The 25,901-nt window shown below is 65.9% G+C and carries 23 protein-coding genes; 12 read left to right on the top strand and 11 right to left on the bottom strand.

Annotated elements, in window-relative coordinates:
• Positions 1-107: 107 nt before the first annotated feature.
• Positions 108-1,070 (bottom strand): NAD(P)H-quinone oxidoreductase, encoded by a 963-nt coding sequence (locus tag AABM56_RS09240; RefSeq protein WP_178083867.1) that lies wholly within the window; start codon positions 1,068-1,070, stop codon positions 108-110.
• Between the two features lie 238 nt (positions 1,071-1,308).
• On the opposite strand from AABM56_RS09240, the gene AABM56_RS09235 reads away from it, so the two are divergent.
• Positions 1,309-3,390, top strand: a complete 2,082-nt coding sequence (locus AABM56_RS09235) for a carboxy terminal-processing peptidase (protein ID WP_347884029.1) — start codon at positions 1,309-1,311, stop codon at positions 3,388-3,390.
• Positions 3,391-3,482: 92 nt separating this feature from the next.
• Positions 3,483-5,228, top strand: a complete 1,746-nt coding sequence (locus AABM56_RS09230; protein ID WP_133859353.1) for a bifunctional diguanylate cyclase/phosphodiesterase — start codon at positions 3,483-3,485, stop codon at positions 5,226-5,228.
• Positions 5,229-5,231: 3 nt separating this feature from the next.
• Here AABM56_RS09230 and AABM56_RS09225 read toward each other — a convergent pair whose 3' ends face one another.
• From AABM56_RS09225 to AABM56_RS09215, 3 genes are all read right to left on the bottom strand, one after another.
• Positions 5,232-5,603, bottom strand: coding sequence for a hypothetical protein (locus AABM56_RS09225; protein WP_133859354.1), 372 nt, complete (start codon positions 5,601-5,603; stop codon positions 5,232-5,234).
• A 5-nt stretch (positions 5,604-5,608) separates the two neighbouring features.
• Positions 5,609-6,073 carry a YkvA family protein gene (locus AABM56_RS09220; RefSeq protein WP_133859355.1) on the bottom strand — a complete coding sequence of 155 codons (465 nt, stop codon included), beginning with the start codon at positions 6,071-6,073 and terminating at the stop codon, positions 5,609-5,611.
• A gap of 150 nt (positions 6,074-6,223) precedes the next feature.
• Positions 6,224-6,997 carry an FKBP-type peptidyl-prolyl cis-trans isomerase gene (locus tag AABM56_RS09215; RefSeq protein ID WP_133859356.1) on the bottom strand — a complete coding sequence of 258 codons (774 nt, stop codon included), beginning with the start codon at positions 6,995-6,997 and terminating at the stop codon, positions 6,224-6,226.
• A gap of 255 nt (positions 6,998-7,252) precedes the next feature.
• Between AABM56_RS09215 and AABM56_RS09210 the strand changes: the two genes are divergently transcribed.
• From AABM56_RS09210 to AABM56_RS09195, 4 genes are all read left to right on the top strand, one after another.
• On the top strand, positions 7,253-7,543 hold the full coding sequence (locus AABM56_RS09210) for a hypothetical protein (RefSeq protein WP_133859357.1): 291 nt from the start codon (positions 7,253-7,255) through the stop codon (positions 7,541-7,543).
• Between the two features lie 63 nt (positions 7,544-7,606).
• Complete coding sequence (locus tag AABM56_RS09205) at positions 7,607-8,281, top strand: ABC transporter ATP-binding protein (RefSeq protein WP_133859358.1); 675 nt, start codon at positions 7,607-7,609, stop codon at positions 8,279-8,281.
• Positions 8,278-10,737, top strand: a complete 2,460-nt coding sequence (locus tag AABM56_RS09200) for an FtsX-like permease family protein (RefSeq protein ID WP_263258687.1) — start codon at positions 8,278-8,280, stop codon at positions 10,735-10,737. The genes AABM56_RS09205 and AABM56_RS09200 overlap by 4 nt, the downstream gene beginning before the upstream one ends.
• A complete protein-coding gene (locus AABM56_RS09195) occupies positions 10,727-11,779 on the top strand; it encodes a lipocalin-like domain-containing protein (RefSeq protein WP_133859360.1) in 1,053 nt (350 codons plus the stop codon). The genes AABM56_RS09200 and AABM56_RS09195 overlap by 11 nt, the downstream gene beginning before the upstream one ends.
• Here AABM56_RS09195 and AABM56_RS09190 read toward each other — a convergent pair.
• The 5 genes from AABM56_RS09190 to AABM56_RS09170 are packed head-to-tail and all read right to left on the bottom strand — an operon-like array spanning position 11,776 to position 16,137.
• Positions 11,776-12,513 (bottom strand): amino acid ABC transporter ATP-binding protein, encoded by a 738-nt coding sequence (locus AABM56_RS09190; RefSeq protein WP_347884028.1) that lies wholly within the window; start codon positions 12,511-12,513, stop codon positions 11,776-11,778. The genes AABM56_RS09195 and AABM56_RS09190 overlap by 4 nt on opposite strands.
• Positions 12,510-14,009 carry an argininosuccinate lyase gene (argH, locus tag AABM56_RS09185; protein ID WP_347884027.1) on the bottom strand — a complete coding sequence of 500 codons (1,500 nt, stop codon included), beginning with the start codon at positions 14,007-14,009 and terminating at the stop codon, positions 12,510-12,512. Before argH ends, AABM56_RS09190 begins: the two co-directional genes overlap by 4 nt.
• An 11-nt stretch (positions 14,010-14,020) precedes the next feature.
• Positions 14,021-14,698, bottom strand: coding sequence for an amino acid ABC transporter permease (locus tag AABM56_RS09180; RefSeq protein ID WP_158891177.1), 678 nt, complete (start codon positions 14,696-14,698; stop codon positions 14,021-14,023).
• A gap of 7 nt (positions 14,699-14,705) precedes the next feature.
• The gene (locus tag AABM56_RS09175) at positions 14,706-15,368 is read right to left on the bottom strand and encodes an amino acid ABC transporter permease (protein ID WP_158891179.1); all 663 of its coding nucleotides are present in this window, start codon (positions 15,366-15,368) and stop codon (positions 14,706-14,708) included.
• 10 nt (positions 15,369-15,378) lie between these two features.
• Positions 15,379-16,137 carry a transporter substrate-binding domain-containing protein gene (locus AABM56_RS09170; RefSeq protein ID WP_347884026.1) on the bottom strand — a complete coding sequence of 253 codons (759 nt, stop codon included), beginning with the start codon at positions 16,135-16,137 and terminating at the stop codon, positions 15,379-15,381.
• A 263-nt stretch (positions 16,138-16,400) separates the two neighbouring features.
• Between AABM56_RS09170 and AABM56_RS09165 the strand changes: the two genes are divergently transcribed.
• The 5 genes from AABM56_RS09165 to AABM56_RS09145 all read left to right on the top strand — a co-directional run bounded on the left by AABM56_RS09165 (position 16,401) and on the right by AABM56_RS09145 (position 19,770).
• On the top strand, positions 16,401-17,303 hold the full coding sequence (locus AABM56_RS09165) for a LysR substrate-binding domain-containing protein (protein WP_347884025.1): 903 nt from the start codon (positions 16,401-16,403) through the stop codon (positions 17,301-17,303).
• Positions 17,304-17,392: 89 nt separating this feature from the next.
• Positions 17,393-17,704, top strand: a complete 312-nt coding sequence (locus AABM56_RS09160; protein ID WP_133859361.1) for a DUF6482 family protein — start codon at positions 17,393-17,395, stop codon at positions 17,702-17,704.
• A gap of 163 nt (positions 17,705-17,867) precedes the next feature.
• Positions 17,868-18,299 carry a DUF4440 domain-containing protein gene (locus AABM56_RS09155; protein ID WP_347884024.1) on the top strand — a complete coding sequence of 144 codons (432 nt, stop codon included), beginning with the start codon at positions 17,868-17,870 and terminating at the stop codon, positions 18,297-18,299.
• Positions 18,300-18,442: 143 nt separating this feature from the next.
• Entirely contained in the window at positions 18,443-19,468 is a 1,026-nt protein-coding gene (locus tag AABM56_RS09150) for a TerC family protein (protein ID WP_347884023.1), read from the top strand.
• 14 nt (positions 19,469-19,482) lie between these two features.
• A complete protein-coding gene (locus AABM56_RS09145) occupies positions 19,483-19,770 on the top strand; it encodes a hypothetical protein (RefSeq protein WP_285388492.1) in 288 nt (95 codons plus the stop codon).
• Between the two features lie 418 nt (positions 19,771-20,188).
• Here AABM56_RS09145 and AABM56_RS09140 read toward each other — a convergent pair whose 3' ends face one another.
• Positions 20,189-20,662 carry a GreA/GreB family elongation factor gene (locus tag AABM56_RS09140; protein ID WP_208694798.1) on the bottom strand — a complete coding sequence of 158 codons (474 nt, stop codon included), beginning with the start codon at positions 20,660-20,662 and terminating at the stop codon, positions 20,189-20,191.
• 141 nt (positions 20,663-20,803) lie between these two features.
• On the opposite strand from AABM56_RS09140, the gene AABM56_RS09135 reads away from it, so the two are divergent.
• Positions 20,804-21,637 (top strand): DUF1206 domain-containing protein, encoded by an 834-nt coding sequence (locus AABM56_RS09135; RefSeq protein ID WP_347884022.1) that lies wholly within the window; start codon positions 20,804-20,806, stop codon positions 21,635-21,637.
• A gap of 227 nt (positions 21,638-21,864) precedes the next feature.
• Here the strand turns inward: AABM56_RS09135 and hrpA are convergent, their stop codons facing one another.
• On the bottom strand, positions 21,865-25,890 hold the full coding sequence (gene hrpA / locus AABM56_RS09130; protein WP_347884021.1) for an ATP-dependent RNA helicase HrpA: 4,026 nt from the start codon (positions 25,888-25,890) through the stop codon (positions 21,865-21,867).
• Positions 25,891-25,901 lie beyond the last annotated feature (11 nt).

Raw genomic sequence — 25,901 nt, 5'->3', positions numbered from 1 at the left:
AGCGGCCCATGGCCGCGATAAAGACAGTTGCGCCTACAGCTGACTCGATCTGTAGGAGCGGCCGTAGCGGCGGACCGCCATGGCCGCGATAACCTTGGCCGTGGGTGCTACTCCAGCCCTTCGTCCAGCACCAGCACCACCTTGCCGTTCACCTCGTTGCTTTCCAGGGCGGCAAAGGCGGCTTCGGCGTTCTGGGCGGCGAAGCGGCGTTCCAGGTTGACGTTCAGCCTGCCTTCGGCAAACAGCGGCCACACCTTGGCTTCCAGGGATCTCATGGTCTTGGCCTTGAATTCCACGGATCGATTGCGCAGGGTCGAACCGATGATGCGGATGCGCTTGCCCAGTACCTTGCCCAGATCCATCTCGGCCTGGCGACCGCCCATGAGGCCGATCAGCACCCAGCGGCCATCCTGGCCCAGCAGGTCCAGGTTGAGCGACGCATAGTTCGCCCCCACCGGATCGAGGATGACGTGGAAGGGGGCGAAATCGCGCAGGCCTTCCAGATCGGTCTTGCGCAGCACCCCGCCCTCGGCGCCGAGGCGCTCGCAGTGCGCCAGGCGATCCTGGGAACCGACGCTGACCCAGCAGGGATTGCCGAAGGCCTTGCACAGCTGGATGGCAGCCGAGCCGACGCCGCTGGCACCGGCATGCAGCAGCACCTTTTCACCCGGCTGCAGGGCGGCCAGGTCGAACAGGTTACTCCAGGCGGTCGCCCAGACCTCGGGCAGCGCAGCGGCCTCGATCAGCGACAGGCCCTCCGGCACGGAAGCGGCCTGGCGTCCGTCCACCACCACCTCGCTGGCCATGCCGCCGCCGGCCAGCAGCGCACAGACGCGATCACCCACCTGCCAGCGCGAATCCGCGGTGGTCTCGCTGACCACCCCGGCGCATTCGAGGCCCAGGGTGGCCGGCGCGCCGGGCGGCGGCGGATAGTTGCCGGCCAGTTGCAGCAGGTCCGCACGGTTGAGACCGGCGGCCGCCACCTTGATGCGAATTTCCCCTGGCGCCAGAGCGCGAGCGCTCAGTGACTGCCATTCCAGTTGCCCTTCGATACCTTGCAATGCGTTCACGGTGCCTCCATAGTGGCTCAGGCTTTGACGAAAAGCGCCTGCGCCGGCGGGTTCTGCGGGAGTCGAGCGGACCGGAAGACGCGGGGCTGTCACAGCCTAACCCTTCCGATCGCCGCTACCCCTCAGACCGCCGTCAGACGACTTTCGTCAGCGCCCGTCATACTTCCCCTGGCCGCGGAACCGCCCGGGCCGGGAAGGGCCTATAGCCTATTCCTTTCCGTGCATTAGTCGAATACACATGAAGCAGCTCTTGTCCCGTACCGCCCTCGTTGTCCTGCTTGGCGTCAGCGCAACGCCCCTCTTCGCCAAGCCCAACGCGCCGGTAGGCGCCGAGAAACTGCAACCCGACCGCGACCAGGTCATCGCCAGCCTCAACATCGTCGAACTGCTCAAGCGGCACCACTACAGCAAGCCGCCGCTCAACGATGCCCAGTCGATCAAGATCTACGACAGCTATCTGAAGATGCTTGATCCCGCCCGGCTGTATTTCAATGCCGCCGACATCCGCGAATTCGACGCCTCGCGCACCCGTTTCGACGACTACCTAAAGCAGGGCAATCTCGAACCGGGCTTCGCCATCTACCGCCGTTATGCCCAGCGCATGACCGAGCGGCTGAACTATGGGCTGGGCCTGCTCAACGCCGGCATCGGCAAGCTCGACTTCAGTTTCGACGAGTCCTTCAACACCAATCGCGAGAAGGCGGCCTGGCCGGCGGACACCGCCGCGCTGGACGATCTCTGGCATCGCAAGCTCAAGGACGAGGTGCTGCGCCTGCGGCTGTCCGGCAAGACCGACCAGCAGATCCAGCAGCAGCTGACCAAGAGGTACAAGAATCAGCTGGCGCGCCTCAACCAGACCCGTGGCGAAGACGTCTTCCAGACCTACATCAATGCCTTCGCCGAGTCCTACGACCCGCACACCCAGTATCTCTCCCCGGAAAGCGCGGAGAACTTCGACATCAACATGAGCCTGTCGCTGGAAGGCATCGGCGCAGTGCTGCAGAACGATAACGACTACGTGCAGATCCTGCGCCTGGTCCCGGCCGGCCCGGCCGACAAGTCCAAGCAGATCGCTCCGGCCGACAAGATCGTCGGCGTCGCCCAGGGTGACGGCGAGATGGTCGATGTCATCGGCTGGCGCCTGGACGAGGTGGTCAAGCTGATCCGCGGGCCCAAGAACTCCAAGGTGCGCCTGGAGATCATCCCGGCGAGCAATGCGCCGAACGACCAGAAGACCAAGATCGTCACCATCACCCGCGAAGCGGTCAAGCTCGAAGAGCAGGCGGCGCAGAAGCACGTGATCGACGTGCCCCACGAGGGCAAGCACTACAAGCTCGGCGTGATCGACGTGCCGGCGTTCTACCTGGACTTCAAGGCCTATCGCGCAGGCGATCCGAACTACAAGAGCACCACGCGTGACGTGAAGAAGCTCATCGGCGAGCTGCAGAAGGAAAAGGTCGACGGCATCGTCCTCGACCTGCGCAACAACGGTGGTGGCTCGCTGCAGGAAGCCACCGAGCTGACCGGGCTGTTCATCGATCAGGGTCCTACCGTGCTGGTGCGCAATGGCGACGGCAAGGTCGAGGTGCTGGCCGACGACGAAGGCGGCGCCTTCTACAAGGGCCCCTTGACCGTGCTGGTCAATCGCCTGTCCGCCTCGGCCTCGGAGATCTTCGCCGGTGCCATGCAGGACTATCACCGGGCGCTGATCGTCGGTGGCCAGACCTTCGGCAAGGGCACCGTGCAGACCATCCAGCCGCTCAACCATGGCGAGCTTAAGCTGACCATCGCCAAGTTCTATCGCGTCTCCGGCCAGAGCACCCAGCATCAGGGCGTGCTGCCGGACATCGATTACCCGGCGGTGGTGGACACCAAGCAGATCGGCGAGAGCGCCCTGCCCGATTCCATGCCCTGGGACACCATCGCCCCGGCGGTGACCGGCCTGAGCAATCCCTTCGCCAACTACCTGCCGGAACTGGTCAAGCGCCATGACGTGCGGGTGCAGAAGGATCCCGACTTCATCTTCGCTCGCGAGCGTCTGAAGCTGGCCCAGGAGTTGGCGGCGGACACCACCGTCAGCCTCAACGAGCAGAAGCGCCGGGCCGAGCAGACCGCCCTGGACAATCGCCAGCTGGCCATGGAAAACCAGCGGCGCCAGGGCAAGGGTGAAGCTCCGCTCAAGGAGCTGAAGAAGATCGACGAGGACAACCCGGCGATCGACGACGACAAGACCAAGCCGCAGGACGACGCCTACCTGATGGAGTCGGGTCATGTACTGCTGGACTATCTCGACCTGAGTCAGACGCCACCCAAGCGCTGACATCAAAGCGTCATATCTCTGTCGTGAAATGCCCGGGGGTCGCCAAGTGCGACCCCCGGGCATTTTCGTTTCTGGGTTCCTGCAGGCTAACCATGACGCTTAACGACCAGGCTGGGGTGTTGGATCGCATTCTCGCCAACCGCGAGTTGCATTCGCTCTTTCAGCCCATCGTTTCGCTGAGCGAGCGACGCATCCTGGGCTACGAGGCGCTCATCCGCGGCGCCTCCAATACGCCGCTGCAATCTCCGCTGCCCCTCTATGCCACCGCGCGCCAGGCCGGCCGCCTGTCCGAGCTGGAAATCGCCGCACGCCAGCAGTCCTGCCAGACCTTTCGCGAACTGGCCCTGGATGGCCTGCTGTTTCTCAATGTCTGCCCGGAAACCCTGCTGGAGCCGGCGCATCAGTCGGGGCAGACCCTCAAGCTGCTGCAGCGCCTGGGGCTCTCGCCGGCCCAGGTGGTGATCGAGCTGACCGAACAGGCGCCCATCGATGACTTCGCGCTGCTGGCCACCGCCCTGCACCACTACCGCGCCATGGGCTTCTCCATCGCCCTCGACGATCTGGGCGCGGGCTATTCCAGCCTCCGGCGCTGGTCGGAGTTGCGCCCGGATTTCGTCAAGATCGATCGGCATTTCATCGAATCCATCCACCGCGATGCGGTGAAACGCGAATTCGTCGGCTCCATCCTGAAGATGGCCGAAGCCTCCCGGGCCCAGGTGATCGCCGAGGGCATCGAGACCCACGAAGAGCTGTCGACCCTGGCAAGCATGGGCGTTGATCTGGTGCAGGGCTATCTGCTGGGCCGCCCGACGGCGGCCCCGCCGCGCGAGATCCAGACCCTGCTGCCGGTGATCACCACCCGCAGCTCCGACTTCGCCGAGGAAGCGACCACCGTCGCCAGCCTCAGGGTCGAGCAGGTCGCGGTCGGCCAGGACATGCTGATCCCCGAGGTACTGGAGCGTTTCCGCCTGCAACCCAGCCTCAATACCCTGGCGGTGGTGGACGAGGACGATCGCCCGGTGGGCATCGTCCATCACCACGAGCTGAGTTCGGCGCTGCTCAAGCCCTTCGCCCACGAGGTGTTCGCGCGCAAGCCCATCGCCCGGCTGATGAGCCAGGATTTCCTGGCCACCGAAACCAACCAGTCGCTGCAGCAGGTCAGCCGCCTGCTCACCGCGCGGGCACGCCAGCGCATCGAAGAGGATTTCATCATCACCGAGGGTGGCCGCTATGTCGGGGTCGGTCGGGTGATGGATGTCCTGCGGCTGATCACCGAGCAGCGCATCCAGCAGGCCAAGCACGCCAACCCCCTCACCCAGCTGCCCGGCAACGTGCCCATCCAGCAGTGCCTCACGCGCTTGCTGGATCAGCGGCGCGAAGCCGTGGTGTGCTACGTCGACATCGATGGCTTCAAGCCCTTCAACGATCTCTATGGCTACGCCAAGGGCGACGAGGTGTTGCTCTCGCTGGCGCAGACCCTCTCCGAACGCCTGGATCCGCAGCAGGACTTCGTCGGCCATATCGGTGGCGACGACTTTCTGGTGGTGCTGGGTTCCACGGACTGGCGACAGCGACTCAACGGCCTGATGGCGGGCTTCCAGGAGCGCTGCCGGCATTTCTATCGCAGCGAACACCTGGAAGCCGGCTGTTTTCTCGCCTACGACAGGGACGGTCGCCGCCGCGAGTATCCGCTGCTGTCGCTGTCACTGGGGGTCGTGGAGCTGGACAAGGAGGCCGGCAAGCGGGTGGATGCCAGCGGCCTGGCCGGCCTTGCCTCGGAAGCCAAGCGCAACGCCAAGCGGGTGCCCGGCTACAGCCTGCACCTGATGCGGGCCTGAACCCTATTCGAGGCGATGGTCGGGATAGCGGTGGTCGAATACCCGGGTCACCTCGGCCGCGTGCCAGCTGACCGCGTCGCTCACCGGCGGCGAGCCGTCCAGGGCACCCAGGCGCAGGGCGCAGTCGAAGAAACCTTCACGGGGAATACGCGTACCGCTCTGGCTCACCACCAGGGCGCTGCGCAGGGGCCGGCCCTCGCGACGATCAAGGGCCGCCAGATACTCCAGCGCGGTGGTCAGGGTCACCATCGCCGGCTGGGGCAGCCCCAGCCGCTCGATCACCGAGCGATAGGTCAGCAGGCTGCGGCTGCGCCGCGCACTTTCCAGTTCATCCAGCAAGGCCAGCCAGTGCTGACGACTGATGCGTACGCTCAAGCCGTTCAGTCCCGCAGCTGATCGAGGGCGACACCCGCTGCTGGCCGTTCGTGCCGGTCGGGCAATGCGGCCAGGGCCGCCTGCTGACTTGCGGTACGGTTGGCGCGCCAGGCCCGGAAGCCGTCCAGCTCGTCGCTGCAGGCCTTGCCGACCCAGGCCAGGACCGCGAGGTCATCGAGCAGACCGAACATGGGCACCCAGTCGGGGATGAGGTCGATGGGCAGCAGGAAATAGACCAGGCCGCCGGCCACGGTGAGCAGCGTCTTGCGGCTGACCCCGCGATACTCGCCGCGCCACCAGGCCAGCAGCAGCTGATGGAACAGTCCCAGGGTCTCACGGGCCTCGCCCAGCTTGAGTCCACGCTTGCTGGTCTTGCGCGCGACGCCGAGCAGCAGCGCCGGCAGGCGGCCGCGGATCAGCAGGCGCTGGGCGATACCCAGATAGCGATCAAAATTCTTCGGCGGCTTCATGGACACCTCGAGCAATGAAGAACGGTGGGCAGCGACCCCTTTGGCGCAGGGCTTTTCACCCCAGCTTTGATCGCACCGCTGCGTCAGGGTTTCCCGCCGCCCAACGTAAAACGCCCTGCAAGGCAGGGCGTCTGATACAGCGGGAGCGGCTTACTTCTTGGCCGGGGCCTTTTCGGCAGCGGCCGGCGCATCGGCAGCCGGCGCGACCGGGGCGTCTTCGGCGTCGGCAGCGGCGGCGTCCTTGATGCCGAGCAGTTCCAGGTCGAACACCAGCACCGAGTTGGCCGGGATCGCCGGGCTCGGGCTCTGGGCGCCGTAGGCCAGCTCGGAGGGGATGTACAGCTTGATCTTCTCGCCGACATGCATCAGTTGCAGCGCCTCGACCCAACCCGGAATCACGCCGTTGACCGGCAGGTCGATCGGGGTGCCACGCTTGATGGAGCTGTCGAACACGGTACCGTCGACCAGCTTGCCCTCGTAGTGCACGGTGACCACGTCGGTGGGCTTGGGCTGCGGGCCGTCGGCCTTCTTGACCACTTCGTACTGCAGGCCGGAGGCGGTGGTGATCACGCCAGGCTTCTTGCCGTTCTCTTCGAGAAACTTCTTGCCGGCCTTGGCGTTGTCTTCGCTGACCTTGGTCATCTTCTCTTCGGCGCGCTTCTGCAGGGCGGCGAAGGCTTCGGTCAGCTGCTGATCGGTCAGCTTCTGGTCCTTCTTGCCAACGGCGTCCTCGATACCCAGGGCGACGGCCTTGGGATCCAGGTCATCGATACCTTCCTGGGCCAGGCTCTTGCCCATGTTCAGGCCGATGCCATAGGACGCCTTCTGGGCCGGGCTTTCCAGCTCGACCTTGGGCTTGGAGTCGCAGCCGCTCAGAACCAGACCCACCAGGGCCACCGCTGCTGCCAACCGATACTGTTTCATGTTGATTCCTTATCCGTGCGCATTATGCGCGTTCAAATAACTGATCGAGCTTACAAGGAGACCTGCTCGCTTGCCATCGTCAGGCCTCTAAATGGCTGCAAAGGATAAGATTTCAAGCTTAGGTCTGCCTGAACATCGCGTGAACGAGTGGCGGGCAACCCCTGCGACGTCTTGTCCGGGGTGCCCGAGCAGTGGCGACCGGCGCGAGTCCAGGCGCTAGACTAGCGCCTTCTTCAGTGCCTGCCAGAGACCTCCATGTTCGAGCCCAACGATCTGAATCGCCCGCCCCTCGACCTCGCCCGCGAATCGCGCAAGGCCGGCGGCTACGGCCTGCTGTACTCGGTGCTGCTGGCGATCGGCATCCTGCTCTATCACCACTGGGTGCCCAGCGCCTTCCCCGGCAGCCTGCTGGAGATGTCCCTGGCGCTGCCCATCATCCTGTTCGCCGGCAGCGCCGTGTACTACCTCAACATGGTGCGCAAGTGCGAACGCCTGCAGCGCGAGGAAGACGAAAAAGCCGGCAAGGGCAAGGTCAAGCGCCGCTGACCGCGCTGAACGTCGCCGCCCGCGCCCGGTCGATTGCAGACCACGACCGGCGCTGGAGGCGCGATGCTGACCATCACCGATCTGCACAAGAGTTATCCCACGCCCCAGGGGCCGTTGCCGGTCCTGCGCGGCGTGGACCTCAGCCTGGCACGGGGCGCGAGTCTGGCGCTCATGGGCGAATCCGGCAGTGGCAAGAGCACCCTGCTGCACTTGGTCGCCGGTCTCGACCGGCCCGACCGCGGCCAGATCCAGGCCGCCGGCCAGGCACTCGCCAGCCTCAACGAGCGTGGTCTGGCCGCCTGGCGCCGCGAGGGCATCGGTCTGATCTTCCAGCAATTCAATCTGATCGCCAGTCTGACCGTAGCCGACAATCTCGCCTTCCAGGCCCGGCTGGCCGGCCGCCATGATCCGCGCTGGCAAGCCGAGCTGGCCGAACGTCTGGGCCTGGCCACCCTGCTGGAACGCTTTCCGGAACAGCTCTCCGGCGGCCAGCAGCAGCGTGTGGCCCTGGGGCGGGCGCTCGCCTCCCGGCCACCTCTGCTGCTCGCCGATGAACCCACCGGCAATCTCGACGAAGCCAGTGGCGACCAGGCCCTCGCCCTGTTGCTGGAACTGGTGGCCGAGACCGGCAGCAGCCTGCTGATGGTGACCCACAGCGCGCGCATCGCCAGTCATCTCGATCGTATCCTGCAACTGGAACGCGGGCGTCTCGGCGGCACAGCCGTGGGCCAGCCATGAGGCTGCTCTACTGGAGTCTGCACAGCCTGGTCAGTCACTGGCGTCGGCATCCCCTGCAACTCGCCGGCCTGGTCGCCGGCCTGTGGCTGGCGACCGCGCTGCTGACCGGGGTGCTGGCGCTCAACGCCCAGGCCCGCCAGAGCTATGCCCAGGCCACCGCCCTCTTCGGCGCCGACCAGTCGAGTCTTGAAGCCCCCGACGGCAAGCGCTTGCCCCAGGTGCTGTTCGTCGAACTGCGCCGCCAGGGCTGGCCGGTGTCGCCCGTCCTGCAGGGGCGCCTGACCCTGGCCGAGCGCGAGGGCGCCCTGCCACTGCTGGGCATCGAACCGGTCAGTCTGCCCAGCGATCGCGGCGTGGCGGCCGGCGCACCGCCAGAGGCCCTGTTCGCCTTCCTCGGTCCGACCGGGACCACCTGGATCGCGCCGGAAACGCTGCGTGAATGGCGGCTGCGGGCCGGCGCGGTGCTGCATCGCGCCGATGGCCTGGCGCTGCCACCGTTGCAGCCGCGCCCCGGCCTGGCGCCCGGTACCCTGGTGCTGGACATCGGCCAGGCCCAGCGGCTGCTGGACGCGCCAGACCAAGTCTCCCGACTGATCCTGCCAAAGACCTTCCGGCGTGCCTTGCCCATCCTGGAGGGGGTCGACCTGCAACGGGTGGAGAACGACCAGGGTGCCGAACTGGACCGCCTGACCGACAGCTTCCACCTCAACCTGCTGGCGCTCGGCCTGCTGGCCTTTGCCGTCGGCCTGTTCATCGTCCATGCCGCTACCGGCCTGGCGCTGGAACAGCGCCGCGCCCTGCTGCGAACCCTGCGCGCCTGTGGCCTGTCGGCCGCGACCCTGGTGCTGGCGCTGACCCTGGAGCTGGCGCTGATCGCCCTGGTGGCGGGTGCCCTGGGGGTTGCCAGCGGCTATCTTCTGGCGGCCCTGTTGCTGCCCGATGTGGCGGCCAGCCTGCGCGGCCTCTACGGCGCTGAAATCGCCGGCAGCCTGACCCTGAATCCGGCCTGGTGGCTGGCCGGCCTCGGCCTCAGCCTGGGTGGAGCCCTGCTGGCCGGAGCCGATGGTCTGTGGCGCGCGGCGCGGCTACCGCTGCTGGCCCTGGCCCAGGGCGAAGCCTGGCGCGCCGCCCATGGCCGCTGGCTGCGTCGGCAGGCGCTGGGTGCCCTGCTGGTGGGCCTGGCGGCGCTGGTCCTCTGGCTGGGCGGCAACAGCCTGGCCAGCGGCCTGGCCCTGCTTGGCTGCCTCCTGCTGGCTGCCGCGCTGGCGTTGCCGCCGCTGCTGAGCGCCCTGCTGGATCTCTTGCTGAAGCGGGCACGGCGGCCACTTTCGCGCTGGTTCCTGGCCGACGCCCGGCAGCAGTTGCCCGGACTGTCCCAGGCGCTGATGGCGTTGTTGCTGGCCCTGGCGGCCAATGTCGGCGCCGGCAGCATGACCGAGGGTTTTCGTCGCACCTTCGATGGCTGGCTCGACCAGCGCCTGGCCGCCGAACTCTATCTGCGTCCGCAGGACGCTGCCCAGGCGGCGACCCTGCTCGACTGGCTGCCCCGCCAACCCAGCGTGCGCGCGGTACTGCCCGTGTACGAAAGGGAGACGGGGATTCAAGGCCAGCCGTCCACCCTGAGCGGTATCCTCGACGCCGATCTCTATCGGCGACACTGGCCGCTGCTCGATGCCGGCGACGAGGCCTGGACGCCGTTCTTCGCCGGTGATGGCCTGATGCTCAGCGAGCAACTGGCCCGCCGCCTGGGGGTGGTCAAGGGGCAACGGCTGGAGCTGCAGGGCAGCCAGGGTCGCTGGTCCGCCCCGGTGCTCGCCACCTATGCCGACTATGGCAATCCGCGCGGCCACCTGCTGCTGCCCCAGACTCGGTTGCGGGCATTGTGGCCGGATGCCGCTCTGGTGCGCATCGTCGTCCGCATGGCGCCGGCGCAGGTGGAAGCCCTGCGCAGCGAGCTGCAGCAGCGCTTCGGGCTGGACGCCAGTCACTCCATCGACCAGGGTCAGCTGCGGCGCTATGCCGACCAGGTCTTCGAGCGCACCTTCAGCGCCACCGCGGCGCTCAATGCCCTGACTCTGGCGGTGGCCGGTCTCGCGCTGTTCATCGCCCTGCTCGGCCAGGCGCAACGCCGTCTCGGCCAGCTCGCACCGCTCTGGGCGCTGGGCATCGAGCGTCCGCGGTTGATCCTGCTCAGCCTGGGCCAGTTGCTGGGGCTCGCCCTGCTGACCCTGGCGCTGGCCATCCCCTTGGGCATCCTGCTCGCCTGGTGCCTGGTGGCGGTGGTGAACGTCCAGGCCTTTGGCTGGCGATTGCCGCTGCAGGTCTTTCCGGGCCAGTTGCTGGCGCTCTCCGCCATTGCCCTGCTGGCGACCCTGCTGGCGGCTGCCTGGCCGCTGCTTCGGCTGCAGCGCAGTCAACCGCTGGATCTGCTGCGAGAACTCGGTAATGAACGCTAGGGTCCTGCTGGTCGCATTCCTGCTGCTCACCGGTTGCGACGAGCAGCCGACGTCCGCAGGCTTCGCCGGCCTCGGCCAGGGCAGCGAGAACTTCGCCCCGGTGGTGCCCGGCAAGGTCTTCAGCTTCCCGGCCGATCACGGCGCCCACCCGGATTTCCGCATCGAATGGTGGTACGTCACGGCCAACCTCAGCGATGCCGAGGGCCATCAATACGGCGTGCAATGGACGCTGTTCCGCAGCGCCCTGCGCCCCGGCGCCGACCAGCCCGGCTGGAGCAACGGCAACCTCTGGCTGGGCCATGCCGGTCTTACCAGCGAGACCCGCCAGTTTTCCGCCCAGACCCAGGGTCGCGGCGGCATCGGCCAGGCCGGGGTGACCGCCGCGCCCTTTTCCGCCTGGATCGACGACTGGCGGCTGAGCGGAGACCTGAACGGACGCGCCGAGGTTCGGGCCCAGGGTCCGGGCTTCGCCTACCGACTGAATCTCGCCGCCAGCGGCCCGCTGGTGCTCCAGGGCGAAGGCGGGGTGAGTCGCAAATCCGCCAGCGGCCAGGCGTCCTACTACTACAGCCAGCCGTTCTTCCAGGCCCAGGGCGAACTGCAGATCGAAGGCCGGCGGGTGCCGGTCAGGGGCCTGGCCTGGCTGGATCGCGAATGGAGCAGCCAGCACCTGGCCGCGGACCAGCTCGGCTGGGACTGGTTTTCCCTGCACCTGGACGACGGTCGGCAACTGATGCTCTATCGGCTGCGCCAGGCCGACGGTCAGCACTATCTGTTCGGCAACCTGATCGCTGCCGACGGCCACAACCAGCCCCTGCATCCCGGCGATATCCGCCTGGCACCGGAGTCCACCCACAGGGTCGCCGGACGCGAGGTGCCGGTACGCTGGTCCATCACCCTGCCGGGGCAGCAGCTCGATCTGCAGATCGCGGCGGTCAACCCCGATGCCTGGATGGCCCTGGGCACGCCCTACTGGGAAGGTCCGGTCAGGGTGGAGGGCAGCGCCAAGGGGGTGGGCTACCTGGAAATGACCGGGTACTAGTGCAGCACGTTGGCAAGGAACTGTCGGGTGCGCGGCTCCTGTGGCGCGCCGAACAGCTGTGTTGGTGCGCCGCTCTCCAGAATGCGTCCACCGTCGAAGAACAGCACCCGGTCCGCCACCTCACGGGCGAAACCCATCTCGTGGGTCACCACGATCATGGTCATGCCCTCGCGCGCCAGGTCCTTCATGATTGCCAATACCTCGTTGACGGTCTCCGGATCCAGTGCTGAGGTCGGTTCGTCAAACAGCAGGAGTTGCGGCTGCAGGGCCAATGCCCGAACAATAGCTACTCGCTGTTGTTGGGCGCCTGACAGCTCCGCCGGATAGGCATCGGCCTTGTGCACCAGACCTACCCGTTCCAGCAACGCCCGCGCCTGGCGATCGGCCTCGGCGGCGCTGAGGCGTCCCAGCTTGACGGGCGCCAGGGTCAGGTTGCGTAGTACCGAAAGGTGCGGGAACAGGGTGTAGTCCTGGAATACCATTCCTACCTTCTGGCGAAGGGTCGCCAGGGCGCGACGGTCGCCGGCATGCACCGGTATACCGTCCAGCTCCACGGTACCGGCCGAGGGCTCCTCCAGGCTATTGAGGCAACGGATGAGCGTGGACTTGCCAGAGCCGCTGGGACCTATTACCACCACCACCTCACCGGCCGTGACGTCGAGGTCCACCCCGCGGACGATCTGCTGTTCGCCAAAGCTCTTGGTCAACCCCCGTACTTTCAGCAGCGTGCTCACTGGGTCAGCGCCCGCAGGTTGGCATCCAGGCGCGCCTGACTCTGCACCTGCCGCGCACGCCGGGCCGCGTGCCGCTCCCGCTCCAGGGTAAGACGTGCCCGCGCAGCCGCCAGGGTCCGCATGAGCGCAGGCTCGGCGGGGCCTCCCGGCGATTGCCGCGAGGCGACGTTGGCAGTGGGGTCCAGGCTTTTGCTGACCTGGGCAGCATCCAGCCCAAGGGGCCGGCCGATCACCGCTTGGGCAGCCTGGTCGAGCATGGCGCTGTCGATGGCGTGAGCGGGCAGGTCCGCATCTAACGCCTGGCGCACCACGGCGCCCACCACATGGTGCGCCTCGCGGAACGACAGTCCGCCCTCGCATACGATGAGATCGGCCAGCCCCGTGGCGGTGGAAAAATCCCGGGCGCTGCGCTCTAGTCCGCGCACGGCATCCGGTTCAGCCGTGCGCAGCACCAGGTCCAGGAGCCGCAAGCAACGCAGGGTTTCTTCCGCGGCCTCCCAGAATCCACGGGTGCCTTCGCGATTGGCGTCACCGCTGTGGCTGAAGTGGGTGCCCTTGACCGTCATGGTGGCAGCCATCAGCAGTCCGGCGATATGGCCACTGCGGCCCTTGAGGTATTCCAGCACGACCGGATTCTTCTTCTGCGGCATGATGCTGGAGGTACCGGCGACGCTATCGGGAAATTCCACCAGACCGAATTCATGGGTAGTCCAGACGAAATAATCCTGGGCTACCCGACTCCAGAACACCGCCAGCAGGCTCAGATGGGACAGGCCTTCGAGGATGAAATCTCGTGAGGCGACAGCGTCCAGGGCGTTGTCCAGGTAGCTGTCGAAGCCCAGCAGATCGGCGGTGCGCTCTCGGTCGATGGCGAAGGGGGTGCCGGCGAAGGCTGCTGCGCCCAGCGGACTCTGATTCATGCTGTCGAGGGTTGCGGCCAGGCGCAGGCTGTCCCGCTCTAGCGCCTGGGCCACGCCGGCCAGATAGAAGCCATAGGTGATCGGCTGCGCCGGCTGCAAATGGGTATGTCCCGGCATCACCGTGGTGGCATGGCGCTCCGCGCCCTCCAAGGCAGTCGTCCGGACCTGTTGCAGCGTCTCCAGCACCTCGCCGAGAACATCTCGCGCCCGCAGACGGTCGAGGGTGGCGAGGATGTCGTTGCGGCTGCGACCGATATGCAGGCGACCGCCGATATCTGCGCCCAGGCGCTCGATCAGCGCGGCCTCGTAGTTGAAGTAGGCATCCTCGCGCAGCGGATCCAGCGGCACTGCCCCCGGACCTGCCGTCTCCAATTCGAGGATACCGCGGGCCAGGGCTGCGGCCTGGGCGCGGTCGATGAGGCCCTGCTCGGCAAGCATCACCACATGGGCCTTGTTGACGTCGCCCAGATAGGGAAAGCCTTCGGCGAAACCGGCCAGGCGCGGCGCGTAGATGAAGTCGCAGACCTCGGGCGCGGTGGCCTCCCGGAGACGACGGCTGACCTTGGATTCTTGCATGGGATGCCTCTCTAGGATGGATTACGGGTCAGCGGACGACCCAGGCGCCGCTCGAGGTAGCGACTGAGCCAGCTGAGTAGTGAGCAGATGACGAAATAGACGAGCAGCACCGTGCCATAGACGGTGAAGGCGGGACTGGTGCCGGTCATCATGGTGGTACGCTCAATCAGGGTCTGACCGGTCTTGAGGAACTCGCCCACTCCAACCAGCGCGCCCAGGGAGGTAGCCTGGACCAGTAGGGTGAGCAGCCCGGTGTAGGCCGGTAGGATGGCCTTGAGCGACTGCGGCCCCAGGATGTGCAGGTAGATACGCCAACGCGGTAGACCCAGCGCCCAGGCACTCTTCCACTGGTGTCGAGGTACTGCCAGCAAGCCACCACGGACGATTTCGATACCGTTGGCGCTGCCCCAGAGGGTCAGCCCGGTGGTGACTGCGGCGAAGGGCGACAGATCCAGCCCGAGCAGGGGCGCGCCAAAGAAGATAAAGAAGACGTTGACGATCAACGGGATCGAGCGGAACAGCTCCACATAGCCATGGATCAGCCAGCCCAGCCAGCGCTGGGGCAATGTAGCCAGCACCCCGAACACCACTGAAACCAGGGTGGTGAAGAGCAGCACGACCAGCGCCAGCTGCAGGGTCATCAGCAGGCCCTTGACCACGAAATTCCAGTTTTCCAAAAAGAAACTCATGGGCGCCTCATTGCCGGAACGGCCGTTGCAGATGAGCCGATAACCGCTGGGTTGCCAGCGCGAGCACCGCTACCAGCCCCAGGTAGAGCACACAGATGGCGCTGAACATCTCCAGGGCCCGGAAATCCGTGGCGATGCGATCCACCGCGACAAAGGTTAGCTCGGCCAACCCGATCGCCTGCAGGTAGGAAGAGTTCTTCAACAGCGAGATGGCGGTATTAAGCACCGCCGGCAAGGCCGTGCGCACGGCGATGGGCAAGGCGATCAGGCAGAAGTACTGCCAGGGTTTTAGATTAAGCGCCAGACTTGCCTCGCGCATGCCCCGTTCCACCGTGGCCAGGCCGCCACGCAGATTCTCGACCTGATAGGCACCGGCCCAGAGCGACAGACAAAGCACTCCCGACCAGAACAGTGACAGGCCCAGACCTACCGCAGGCAGGCCGTAGAAGATGAAAAACAGCTGTACCAGGATCGGCGTATTGCGGATCACCTCGACATAAAGGGTGGCCAGCTGTGCCAGCAGCGGGACGCGAAACAGCCGCACCGCGCCGCCGACGACGCCTATCGCCAGAGACAGTCCAATCGCCAGTAGCGAAACCTTGAGCGTCATCACCAGGCCGTCGAGCAACGCCGGCCACTGGGCCATGAGATAGTCGAGGTCGAAATCCATGACCGCGCTCCTAGAGGCTCTCCGCGGGACGCGGCTGTTCGAATACGCTCAAGTAGTAGCTGCGAATGTTTTCCGGGACCAGTCGCTCTACCCAGGGGCGAAACAGGTGTTCCTCATGCATCCGCGCCACTGCGGCGCTGAGATAGTCACGCCACTGCGCCTCATTCTTGCGCACGCCAATGGCCGCATCGGAAATCTGGAAAGGCTCACCCACCAGCCGGACGCTATCGTCATGAGCGGTCACCACCACCAGGGTCGCGGCATCATGGGTATAGGCATCGACGCGACCCTGGCGAAAGGTCTGCAAGGCGTCGGCAGCGCTATTCATGCGCAGCGTTTTGACCTCTGGCTCATGGTCCTCGAACCACTTGGCCTGCACTGAGCCTTTGAGCGTAGCCAGGGTCTTGCCCCGGAGGGCGGCGATGGAATCGATGCCACTATCCTTGCGCACTAGTACATCGCTGGCACCCCAGCGGTAGGGAGTGGTGAAATCGATCACCCGCTGCCGCTCCGGGGTCACCCCGAGGGTGGCGATCAACATATCCACCTTGCGGCCGAGCAGCTGCGGCACGCGATTCTCGGCGGTCACACAGGTAAAGCTAACCTTGTCCCGCGAACCCAGGGCCCACTCGGCAATCTGCCGGGACATCTCCACCTCCACGCCGGCGAAATCGCCGTTGGTGTCCTGATAGCCATAAGGTGGCTGATCGCAGCGTACTCCGGCGCGCAGCACGCCGGCCTCGGTGAGCGCGGCGGGCACGGCAGGCAAGGGAGCAGCCTGAACGAAGCTGACAAGACCGAGCGCCAGAACGGCTGCGGAAAACGCGCGATACGACATGTTGCCTCCTAGAAGAAAGGTGACTGCCGCCGGCGGCAGCCGGAGACAGAACTATGAGGGCAGATCGGAAGATGCAGCGTGGGTCGTCGGTGCCTGGCGGTCATAGCGCCTTGGTTCTTTTGTAAGACTTATGGCGCCATGCTGGCAAATGCCAATACGCTAGGCAGCCATACGGATCTGATATGGGTAGTCGAATGAACATGAAACAGGTGGAGGCTTTTCGCGCGACCATGCTGTCTGGTTCCATGACCGCAGCGGCCGACGCCCTGCACACCTCGCAACCCAATATCAGCCGGCTGATTGCCCAGCTGGAACGCAGCTGCAGTTTCCGCTTGTTCGAGCGTATCGCGGGCCGCCTGCTGCCCACCGAAGAAGGCGCGGCGCTGTTCCGCGATGTCGAGCGCGCCTTCGTGGGTCTGGACAGCCTGCAAGCCTCGGCGCGCGCCATCGCCCAGGGCGGTACCGGGCGCCTGCGCCTCGCCGCGGTACCCTCGCTGTCACTTACCCTGCTACCTCGGGTCGTACAGCGCTTTCGCGAGCGTTATCCACACGCCGCCATCACCATCCACACCAGCGATTCGCCGACGGTTGCGCACTGGGTAGCCTCGCAGTTCTGTGATCTGGGACTTGCATCCTATGTAGGCGAACAATTGCCGGGGATCACGGCAGAGCTGCTCAGCGACGTGCCTGGCGTCTGTGTCTTCCCGCGTGGCCACGGCCTGAGTCAGTTGGAGCGGGTAACGCCTGCGGACCTGGTCGGCGAGGAATTTATCTCGCTGGTTCCGGGCGACAGCACTCGCACGCGCATCGACCGCCATTTTCAAGAGCCAGTGGAGCGACGTCGACTGAATCTGGAGACGCCCTATGCCGCCACCATCTGTGCCATGGTCGGCCTTGGCCTGGGCGTCAGCATCGTCAGCCCGCTGGTGGCTCAGGACTATCTCCATGCTGGTCTGGACTGGCGCCCTTTCCAGCCGGCGATCCGCTTCACCAGCTATCTGCTGCTGGCAGATCACCGCCCGGCTGGCACCCTGGCTCTGGCTTTCGCCGAGGAAATGCGCGCTACCCTTCAAGAGGCGGTACGGCAATGGCAGTGACCGGAACTCCCACCCTTGCTCCCGCCTCGAATCCCTACCCCCCCCTGCCGCCGCGCAGGGCTTGTTAGCGTGATAACCGAGGTGTGTCGATGAATGTCAAAGAGCTGAATCAGCAGGTCAAGGCCGGCGCGGTCAAGGAAGTCAACCTGGTGTCCATGGAAGGCGGCTCCTACGTCATCCATGCCCTGGTGGAAGGCACCTCGGTACCGGTCGCCGACGACAAGGGCGCGACCCTGCACGTAGCCTCGGTCGAAGAAGCCCGGCGTATCCTCGACGACGTCAAGGAGGTGCGCCTGTTCATCGCCCAGCCCGCGGTCTATGAAGAGATGGTCGGCCAGCCGGTGAGCCAGACCGACTCCCGCGAAGAGATCCCGCTGCGCTCGAAGATCGAGAATCGCTGAACCGTACTCCTCCGCCGTCGCCGGCTGCCGGCGGCGACGCCTCCCCGTCATGACCCGGATCTCCCCAACCGGCGTCATACCCTGACGATCTGACCACGGCTCATACTCACTCAGGACACATTGTTATATTATAACAATTTCAATTTCACCTGAGGATAACGCCGTGTCCGTTGCCAATCCTGCCCACGCGCCTGCTCACTCCAACGAAGAGATCGCTTGCCTCGCCGGCGCCAAGGCTGCCCTGCACACCTGGGCGGCGACCGTCGCCACCCGCGACGTGGAAGCCATTCTTGCGCTCTATGCGCCCGACGCCATCCTGGTGCCGACGCTTTCCAACGAGGTGCGGGACTGCGAGGACAGCCGGCGGGAATATTTTCGCAATTTCCTCGCCAATGAGGGGCTAGTGTGCGACGTGGAGATCTTCAAGAAGAGGGTCAGCAGCAAACTCAGCACCGTGGTGGTCGGTGGCCTCTATGTCTTCCACTATCGCGATGGCGAGCAGGTCATCAGCGTGCCGGCGCGCTTTCTCTTCACCTTCGAGCAGATCGACGGCCGCTGGCTGATCACCGGCCACCATTCCTCCCGAGAAGCCTGACTTAGAGCGGTTGCATTTTGTAAAACTGCAATCCTTGCCGAATGTGCGCGAGTTCGAAATCCTGTCCTGGTGACCCGGGCCCCTCTGACGGTATGTGCCGCCATGTCGAGTCATAGTCTTGAAACTTGACTAAGGAGGGGCTCATGAACGCCCTGCATGCATTCTTCTTCGCCGACTTCCTCGGCACCGCCACCTGGATGTGGCTGACCTTCTTCGCCGTCGTCATCGCCCTGCTGGCCTTCGACCTGGGTGTCCTCCACAAGGAGAACAAGCCCATCGAGGTCAAGGAGAGCCTGTTGCTGTCCGCGGGCTACATCACCGCGGGTCTGCTGTTCGCCCTCTTCGTCTGGCAGCTCAAGGGCGCCGATGCCAGCCTCGACTACGTCACCGGTTTCCTGATCGAGAAGTCGCTGTCCATGGACAACGTCTTCCTCATGGCGGTGATCTTCGGCTTCTTCGCCATCCCGCGGGAATACCAGCACCGGGTGCTGTTCTGGGGCATTCTCGGGGTGATCGTGCTGCGCGCCATCATGATCGGCCTGGGCGCCGCCCTGATCCATCAGTTCGACTGGATCCTCTATGTCTTTGGCGCCTTCCTGGTGATCACCGGGGTCAAGATGCTGTTCGCCAAGGTGGACGAAGAGCCCAAGCTCGACGACAACTTCTTCATCAAATTCCTGCGCAAGAAGCTGCGGGTGACCGACGAGCTGCACGGCCAGCATTTCTTCGTGCGCCAGCCCGATGCCAGCGGCAAGACGGTGCTCTGGGTGACGCCGATGTTCCTGGCGCTGATCGTGATCGAGTGCGCCGACCTGGTGTTCGCGGTGGACAGCGTGCCGGCGATCTTCGCCATCACCCAGGATCCCTTCATCGTCTATACCTCCAACGTCTTCGCCATCCTTGGCCTGCGCGCCCTGTACTTCGCCCTGGCGGCGATGATCCATCGCTTCGCCTATCTCAAGTACGCCCTGGCGCTGGTGCTGGTGTTCATCGGCTGCAAGATCTTCCTGGTGGGCATCATCGGCAAGATCCCCCCGGCGATCTCCCTGAGCGTGACCCTGGGCCTGCTGGCCGGTGGCGTGCTGGTGTCGCTGTACAAGACCCGCAGCGAGGCCAAGCCCACCGCTGCCGGTCATGAGCCGCGCGACTCCCTGAACAAGCCTTCGTGAAGGAGCGAACGACCATGACTACCAGAGCCATCCTCGGACTCGCTGGCATCCTCCTGCTACTTGGTCTCGGTGGTTGCGACAGTGCCGAGAAGGCCGCGGACAGCTTCGCCACCAAGGTGGAGGAAGCCGCTCGCGAACAGGCGCGGGAAACCCTCGGTGGGACGCTCGACGAGCTGAACAAGAAGGTCGACGAGGCCCAGAATCAGGGCCGCGCCTGGCTGGATCAGCACCGGCCGAAGTCGGAAAAGGAAGAGGCAGCACCGCCCAGGGCCAACCGGCCGGTGGAGGGGGTGGAGACCTGAGAGAGGGATCGCCCTGGCGGCAATCCTGGAATCACGGCGGACCTCATCGTCTCTCAATCGCGGCCATGGCGGTCCGCCGATGCGGCCGCTCCTACGGCCAACCTGAAGGGTTGGAGCACTGCCCTAATCGCACAACATGGTCGACGCCCCTAAGCGAGGTCTGTAGGAGCGGCCCATGGCCGCGATTACCATCAACGGCACCACATGGGATCGTAGCGTGGAAAACGGCGTAGCCTTTTCCACCGGGGCTTCGTGGCGAAGGCACCCTCACCCCAATCCTCTCCCGAAGGGAGAGGGAGCTATCCGAGCGGACATTCATCTCCATCGGCACCGGCACGCTCGCGATCCGCCGTCATCGCCCAGTCCATAGGAGCGAGCCAAGGCCACGATGGAGACAGGACGTTACCTCTGCCCTACGCTAATACACCGCCAGGATCTCCTGGCGGTGTACCTTGCCTTCCACGGTCACCGCCACCTCATCGCCCTCCTCCCGCCCCAGCAATGCCTGACCCAGGGGTGCGCGGGGCGAGATCACCAGGACATCGTGGCCATCCAGCCTGACCTTGAGTCCCGCCGCATCCGGGCCGAGGAACAGCCAGCGGCTGGCCGTCGCGGTGGTCAACTCGACCAGGGCACCGACGCGAATGCCGTCGTTCATGGCCACGGGTGTCAGCGCCCGGTAGGCCGCCAGGGCCAACTCGATCTCGTGCAGGCGACGGCGTTGGCCATCCGCCAGATAGGCCGCTTCCAGACCGCGGGTGTCGTACTTGTTCTCGGCCTTGCTTTCGCTGTGGGTAGCCGCCTCGTGGCTGGCCGCCAGTTGCTGGCTGATGACCTCGCGGTCGGCTTCCAGGGCCTGAAGAATGAGGGGAAGCAGTCGCGCTTTGTCCATGAACCGGTCGCCGGAGCAAAGGGTGCGAGCCTAAGGCCAAAACCCGCTCACTGCCAGTCCTCGGAGAACGTCCGTCCGGCCATTAGAACCCGCACGCGGGCCACCGGTCAGTACAAGGCAGAATGTAACAGGGCATAACAGATGCACACTCGTACCGGACTTACCTTGCTGGCTCGCGGCGGCTATGCCGCTCGTGGCCTCGTCTATCTCATCATCGGCGTCCTGGCGCTGCTGGCCGCACGCGGCTCTGGCCAGCCGGCGGACAGCCACGACAGCCTGGAGGCGCTGCTCGCCCAGCCCTTCGGGCACTTTCTGGTCAGCCTGGTGGTGGTCGGTCTGATCGCCTTCGCGGCCTGGCGTATTCTCCAGGCCATCCGCGATGTCGATGACCATGGCAGCAAGCCCAAGGGCCTGGTGATCCGCGCCGGCCTGCTGGTGGGCGGCATCACCTACGGCGCCCTGGCCTTCTTCGCCCTGGGCCTGCTGATCAGCGGTCTGCGCCAGAGCGGTGGTTCGGGTGGGGAAACCAACGATCTGCTGCAGACGATCCTTGGCTGGCGCTATTCCAATCTGCTGGTCTACGTCGCCGCACTGATCCCCCTGGGGGTGGGCCTCGCCCATTTTGTGAAGGGCTGGAAGGCCAGCTTCGAGCGGTATCTCGAAGCCAGCCCCGAACAGCTGCGCCTGATTCGGCCCATCGGTCGCTTCGGCCTGATCGCTCGGGGCGTGGCTTTCGTCGAGATTGCCGTCCTGCTGGTGGTCAGCGGTTCGCGCTACCAGGCCCTGCATCCGCCAGGCATGAAAGATGCCCTGAACGGCCTGCAGAATCTGCCCTTCGGCGGACTGGTCCTCTCGGTGGTAGGCCTGGGCCTGATCGCCTTCGCCTTCTACAGCTTCGCCGAGGGCTACTGGCGACGCATCGACATGGACCTGCCGGATGTGGGCGGCTCGCTGCGCCAGGTATTGCCGCACTAGACCAGCGCCAGTCGCTCGCACATGGCGCGCCAGTGGCTGCCCGTCCGGAACACCTAGTCGTCGCCCGGACAGTGAGCGAACGACGGGCGGCGAGCGCCAGCCCATACCGGGAGACGCTCCACCGCGCGCCCAGCCGTACCATCAGGTTGCCGACCAGACAACGCGGCCCAGAGACTTACGGACGATCGCTCGAACATCTTCCAAGCGGCGCTGCCGATGGATGGCCGCTAGGCCTCCACCTGGCTCCACTGCTTGTTCAGCCGCTTGTCCGACACCGGCATCCGCGTCCCCAGCTGCTGGGCCCAGAGCGACACCCGATACTCTTCCAGCATCCAGCGATAGAGCTCCAGGTTGGCGTCGCGCTTGCCTTCCTGGCCATGCTTGGCAGCGCGGGTGCGGTACTGCTCCCAGAGTCCGGCCAGCTCGCCGCTCCAGACGCGATCGCGCTGCACCTGGCTGCCGAGCTTGTCGAAGCGCTGCTCGATGGCCTTCAAGTAGCGGGGATACTCCTTGAGCCATTCCAGCGGCGTATCGCGGACGAACCCGGGATAGACCAGGCTACCCAGCTGCGCCTTGATGTCGTTGAGGGCCACCGCCTGGGCCAGGTCGATGCGACCCTTGAATTTCTTCTGCAGGCCATGCCAGAGCTTGAGGATCTCCAGGGTCAGGCGCGCGATGCGTTCGGCCTGCTCGGTCCAGCCCGCCTTGCGCCGCTCGGCCAGTGAAGCCAGGCCGGCGCCATCGCGGGGCAGCTCGGCGTCGTCGGCGAGGATGGTGGCGTCCAGACTGGCCAGCAGGATGTCTTCCACCAAGGCCTCCGGCCGGCCCAGTTCGCGGTGCAGCAAGCCCAGTTCGGTGAGCCCGGGCAACTTGCCGCGCAGGAACTTGGCCTGTTCCGCCAGTTGCTGCAGCAGCAGTCGCTGCAGGGCGCGGCGATGCTGGTAGCGGGCTTCGGCCTGGGTGGCGAAGCGGCCTTCGCGCACCGTGCCCTGCTCGTCCACCAGCGCCGGATAGACCGTCATGGAAAGGCCGGCCACCTGCTGCTGGGTCTTGGCCGCCACCTCGGCGAAGGCCTTGGCCTCCACCGGGCGCTGCTCCTGGCGCTTCTGCGTCGGCAGCGCCAGGGCCGCCTGACTTTCCTGGGCGAAGCGCGCCGTCACCTCGGCCAGATCGCGGCCCTCGCCCAGCGGCTTGCCCTGGGCATCGACCACCTCGAGATTCATGCGCAGGTGCGGATCGAGGCCGGCTTCGGCCTCCGGCCAGGCTTCGTCGGGGATGCGGGCACCGGTCATGCGCTGCAATTCGCGTCCCAGGGCCTCGTGCAGCGAGCCCTCGCCGAAGGGGATCTTGTCCAACGCCGCGCGCACGAAATCCGGCACCGGCACGAAGTTCTTGCGCAGGGCCTTGGGCAGGTTGCGCACCAGGGCCACGCAGCGGTCATAGAGCAACCCCGGCACCAGCCAGTCGAGGCGCTGGGGCGGCAACTGCGGCAACAGCGGCGCCGGCACCCGCAGGGTGACGCCGTCACGCGGATGGGTCGGATCGAATTCGTAGGACAGCGGCAGGGTCAGCTCGCCCAGGCGCAGGGTGTCCGGATACTGGGCGGCGGTGACCTCGCTGGCTTCGCGGGCGAGGACGTCTTCCTCGCGCATGATCAGCAGATCGGGCTGCTTGGCGCTTTCGCGGCGATACCAGCTGTCGAAGGTGGCGGTCTGGTAGACGTCCGCCGGCAGACGCGCGGCATAGTAGTCGAACAGGGTTTCCTCGTCGGCGAGGATGTCGCGGCGGCGGGCCTTGGCTTCCAGTTCGTCCACCCGCTCCAGCAGCGCCCGGTTGGCGGCCAGGCACTTGGCGCGGCTGTTGATCTCGCCGCGCACCAGGCCTTCGCGGATGAACAACTCGCGGGCAGCGGGTGGATCTACGGGGCCGAAGTGCACCGGGCGACGACCGACCACGATCAGGCCATAGAGGGTGACCTGCTCATAGGCCACCACCTGGCCGCGCTTCTTCTCCCAGTGAGGTTCGAGGTGGGTCTTCTTGACTAGATGGCCCGCCACCGGCTCGATCCAGTCCGGTTCGATCTTGGCCACCATGCGGGCGAACAGCTTGGTGGTCTCCACCAGCTCCGCGGCCATGATCCAGGTGGGTTTCTTGCGGCCGATGACGCTGCTGGGATGGATCCAGAAGCGCCGCTGACGCGCACCCAGGTAGTCGCCGTCCTCGCTCTTCTGGCCGATCTGGCTGAGCAGGCCGGCCAGAATGGCCTTGTGCAGCGCCGCGTAACCGCGGGCGCGTACCGCCGCCTCGCCGGCTTCGGCCTGTTGCTGGGCCTTGGCATTGACGTGCTTGTCGGTGGTCGGCGCGGGTTTGTGGGTGCCCTCCGCGGTGACCGGCGCGGGACTGTCGGCCTTGCGTACCTGCAGGCCCAGTTCGCGGCACAACAGGGTCAGCTGGCGATGGGCATCGCGCCATTCGCGCAGCCGCAGGTAATTGAGGAAGTGCTTGCGGCACCAGCTGCGCAGGGCATTGGAACCCAGCGCCTGGCGCTGCTCTTCGAAGCCGTGCCAGAGATTGACCAGGGCGGCGAAGTCCGAATCCGGGTCCTTCCACTGGGCGTGGGCCTGATCGGCCTGGGTCTGGCGATCGGCCGGGCGCTCGCGCGGGTCCTGTACCGACAGCGCGCTGGTGACGATCAGCACCTCGGCGAGACTGCCCTGCTCGGTCGCCTCCAGCAGCATGCGCCCCAGCCGCGGATCGACGGGCAGGCGCGCCAGTTGCCGACCCAGGGGCAGCAGGCGGCCTTCGACATCGACCGCCGAGAGTTCCTGCAACAGGGTGAAGCCGTCCTTGATCGCCTTGCCATCCGGCGGCTCGATGAAGGGGAAATCTTCGATGCGACCGAGGCGCAGATGCAGCATCTGCAGGATCACCGCCGCCAGGTTGGTGCGCAGGATTTCCGGATCGGTGAAGGTCGGACGACCGAGGAAGTCCTCTTCGCTGAAGAGGCGGATGCAGATGCCCGGCTCGACCCGGCCGCAACGACCCTTGCGCTGGTTGGCGCTGGCCTGGGAGATGGCTTCGATGGGCAGTCGCTGGACCTTGGCGCGGTAGCTGTAGCGACTGATGCGCGCGGTACCGCTGTCGATCACGTAGCGGATGCCCGGCACGGTCAGCGAGGTCTCGGCGACGTTGGTGGCCAGCACGATCTTGCGCCCGGGGCGCGGCTGGAAGATCTTCTGCTGCTCGGCCGGGGTCAGCCGCGCATAGAGCGGCAGCACCTCGGTGAATTTCAGCTGGGCCTTGCGCAGGACCTCGGCGCAATCGCGGATCTCGCGCTCGCCGGGCAGGAACACCAGCACATCGCCGGGGCGCTGACCGACGCTGCGCTCATGCGCCTCGATCTCGTCCAGCGCCTGGAGGATGCCCTGGTCCACCGAGAGATCGTCCACCAGCCGTTCGCCGTCTTCATCCACCTCGGCGCTGAGCGGGCGGTACCACGTCTCGACGGGATAGGTCCGCCCGGACACCTCGACGATGGGCGCGCCGTCGAAATGCTGGGAGAAGCGCTCCAGATCGATGGTGGCCGAGGTGATGATCAACTTGAGATCGGGGCGACGCGGCAGCAGGGTCTTGAGAAAGCCCAGCAGGAAGTCGATGTTGAGACTGCGCTCGTGGGCCTCGTCGACGATGATCGTGTCGTAGCGCTCGAGAAAGCGGTCGTGCTGGGTTTCGGCCAGCAGGATGCCGTCGGTCATCAACTTGATCAGGGTGGCATCGGTGCTCTGATCCTCGAACCGCACCTGATAGCCCACAAGTTCGCCCAGCGGCGAACCCAGTTCCTCCGCCACCCGGGCGCCCACGCTACGCGCCGCCAGGCGGCGCGGCTGGGTGTGGCCGATCAGCCCCTGCACCCCCCTGCCCAGTTCCAGACAGATCTTGGGCAGCTGGGTGGTCTTCCCCGAACCGGTCTCGCCGGCGATCACCACCACCTGATGGCCGGCGATGGCACGCTTGATCTCCTCGCGCTTGGCGGCGATCGGCAGGGCGTCGTCGTAACGGATGCGCGGCACGCTGGCACGCCGTGCCTCGACCTTGGCACAGGACGCCTGGAAACGCTCCAGCCACTGGGCTTCGCGGACCGCATCGGGTTGTTTCTGCAGGGCCTGGAGCTGGCGCCGCAGGCGATGGCGATCGGCGTTGAAGGCCTGATCCAGGTTGGCGGTGAGACGGGCAACGGAGGGGGTATCGGTCATGAAACTCTTTC

The sequence above is a fragment of the Pseudomonas aestiva genome (genome assembly GCF_039908605.1).
Taxonomy (GTDB): Bacteria; Pseudomonadota; Gammaproteobacteria; order Pseudomonadales; family Pseudomonadaceae; genus Chryseomonas; species Chryseomonas aestiva.
The sequence above is the reverse complement of the archived record's forward strand: the minus strand, read 5'-3'. Positions and strand labels throughout refer to the sequence as shown.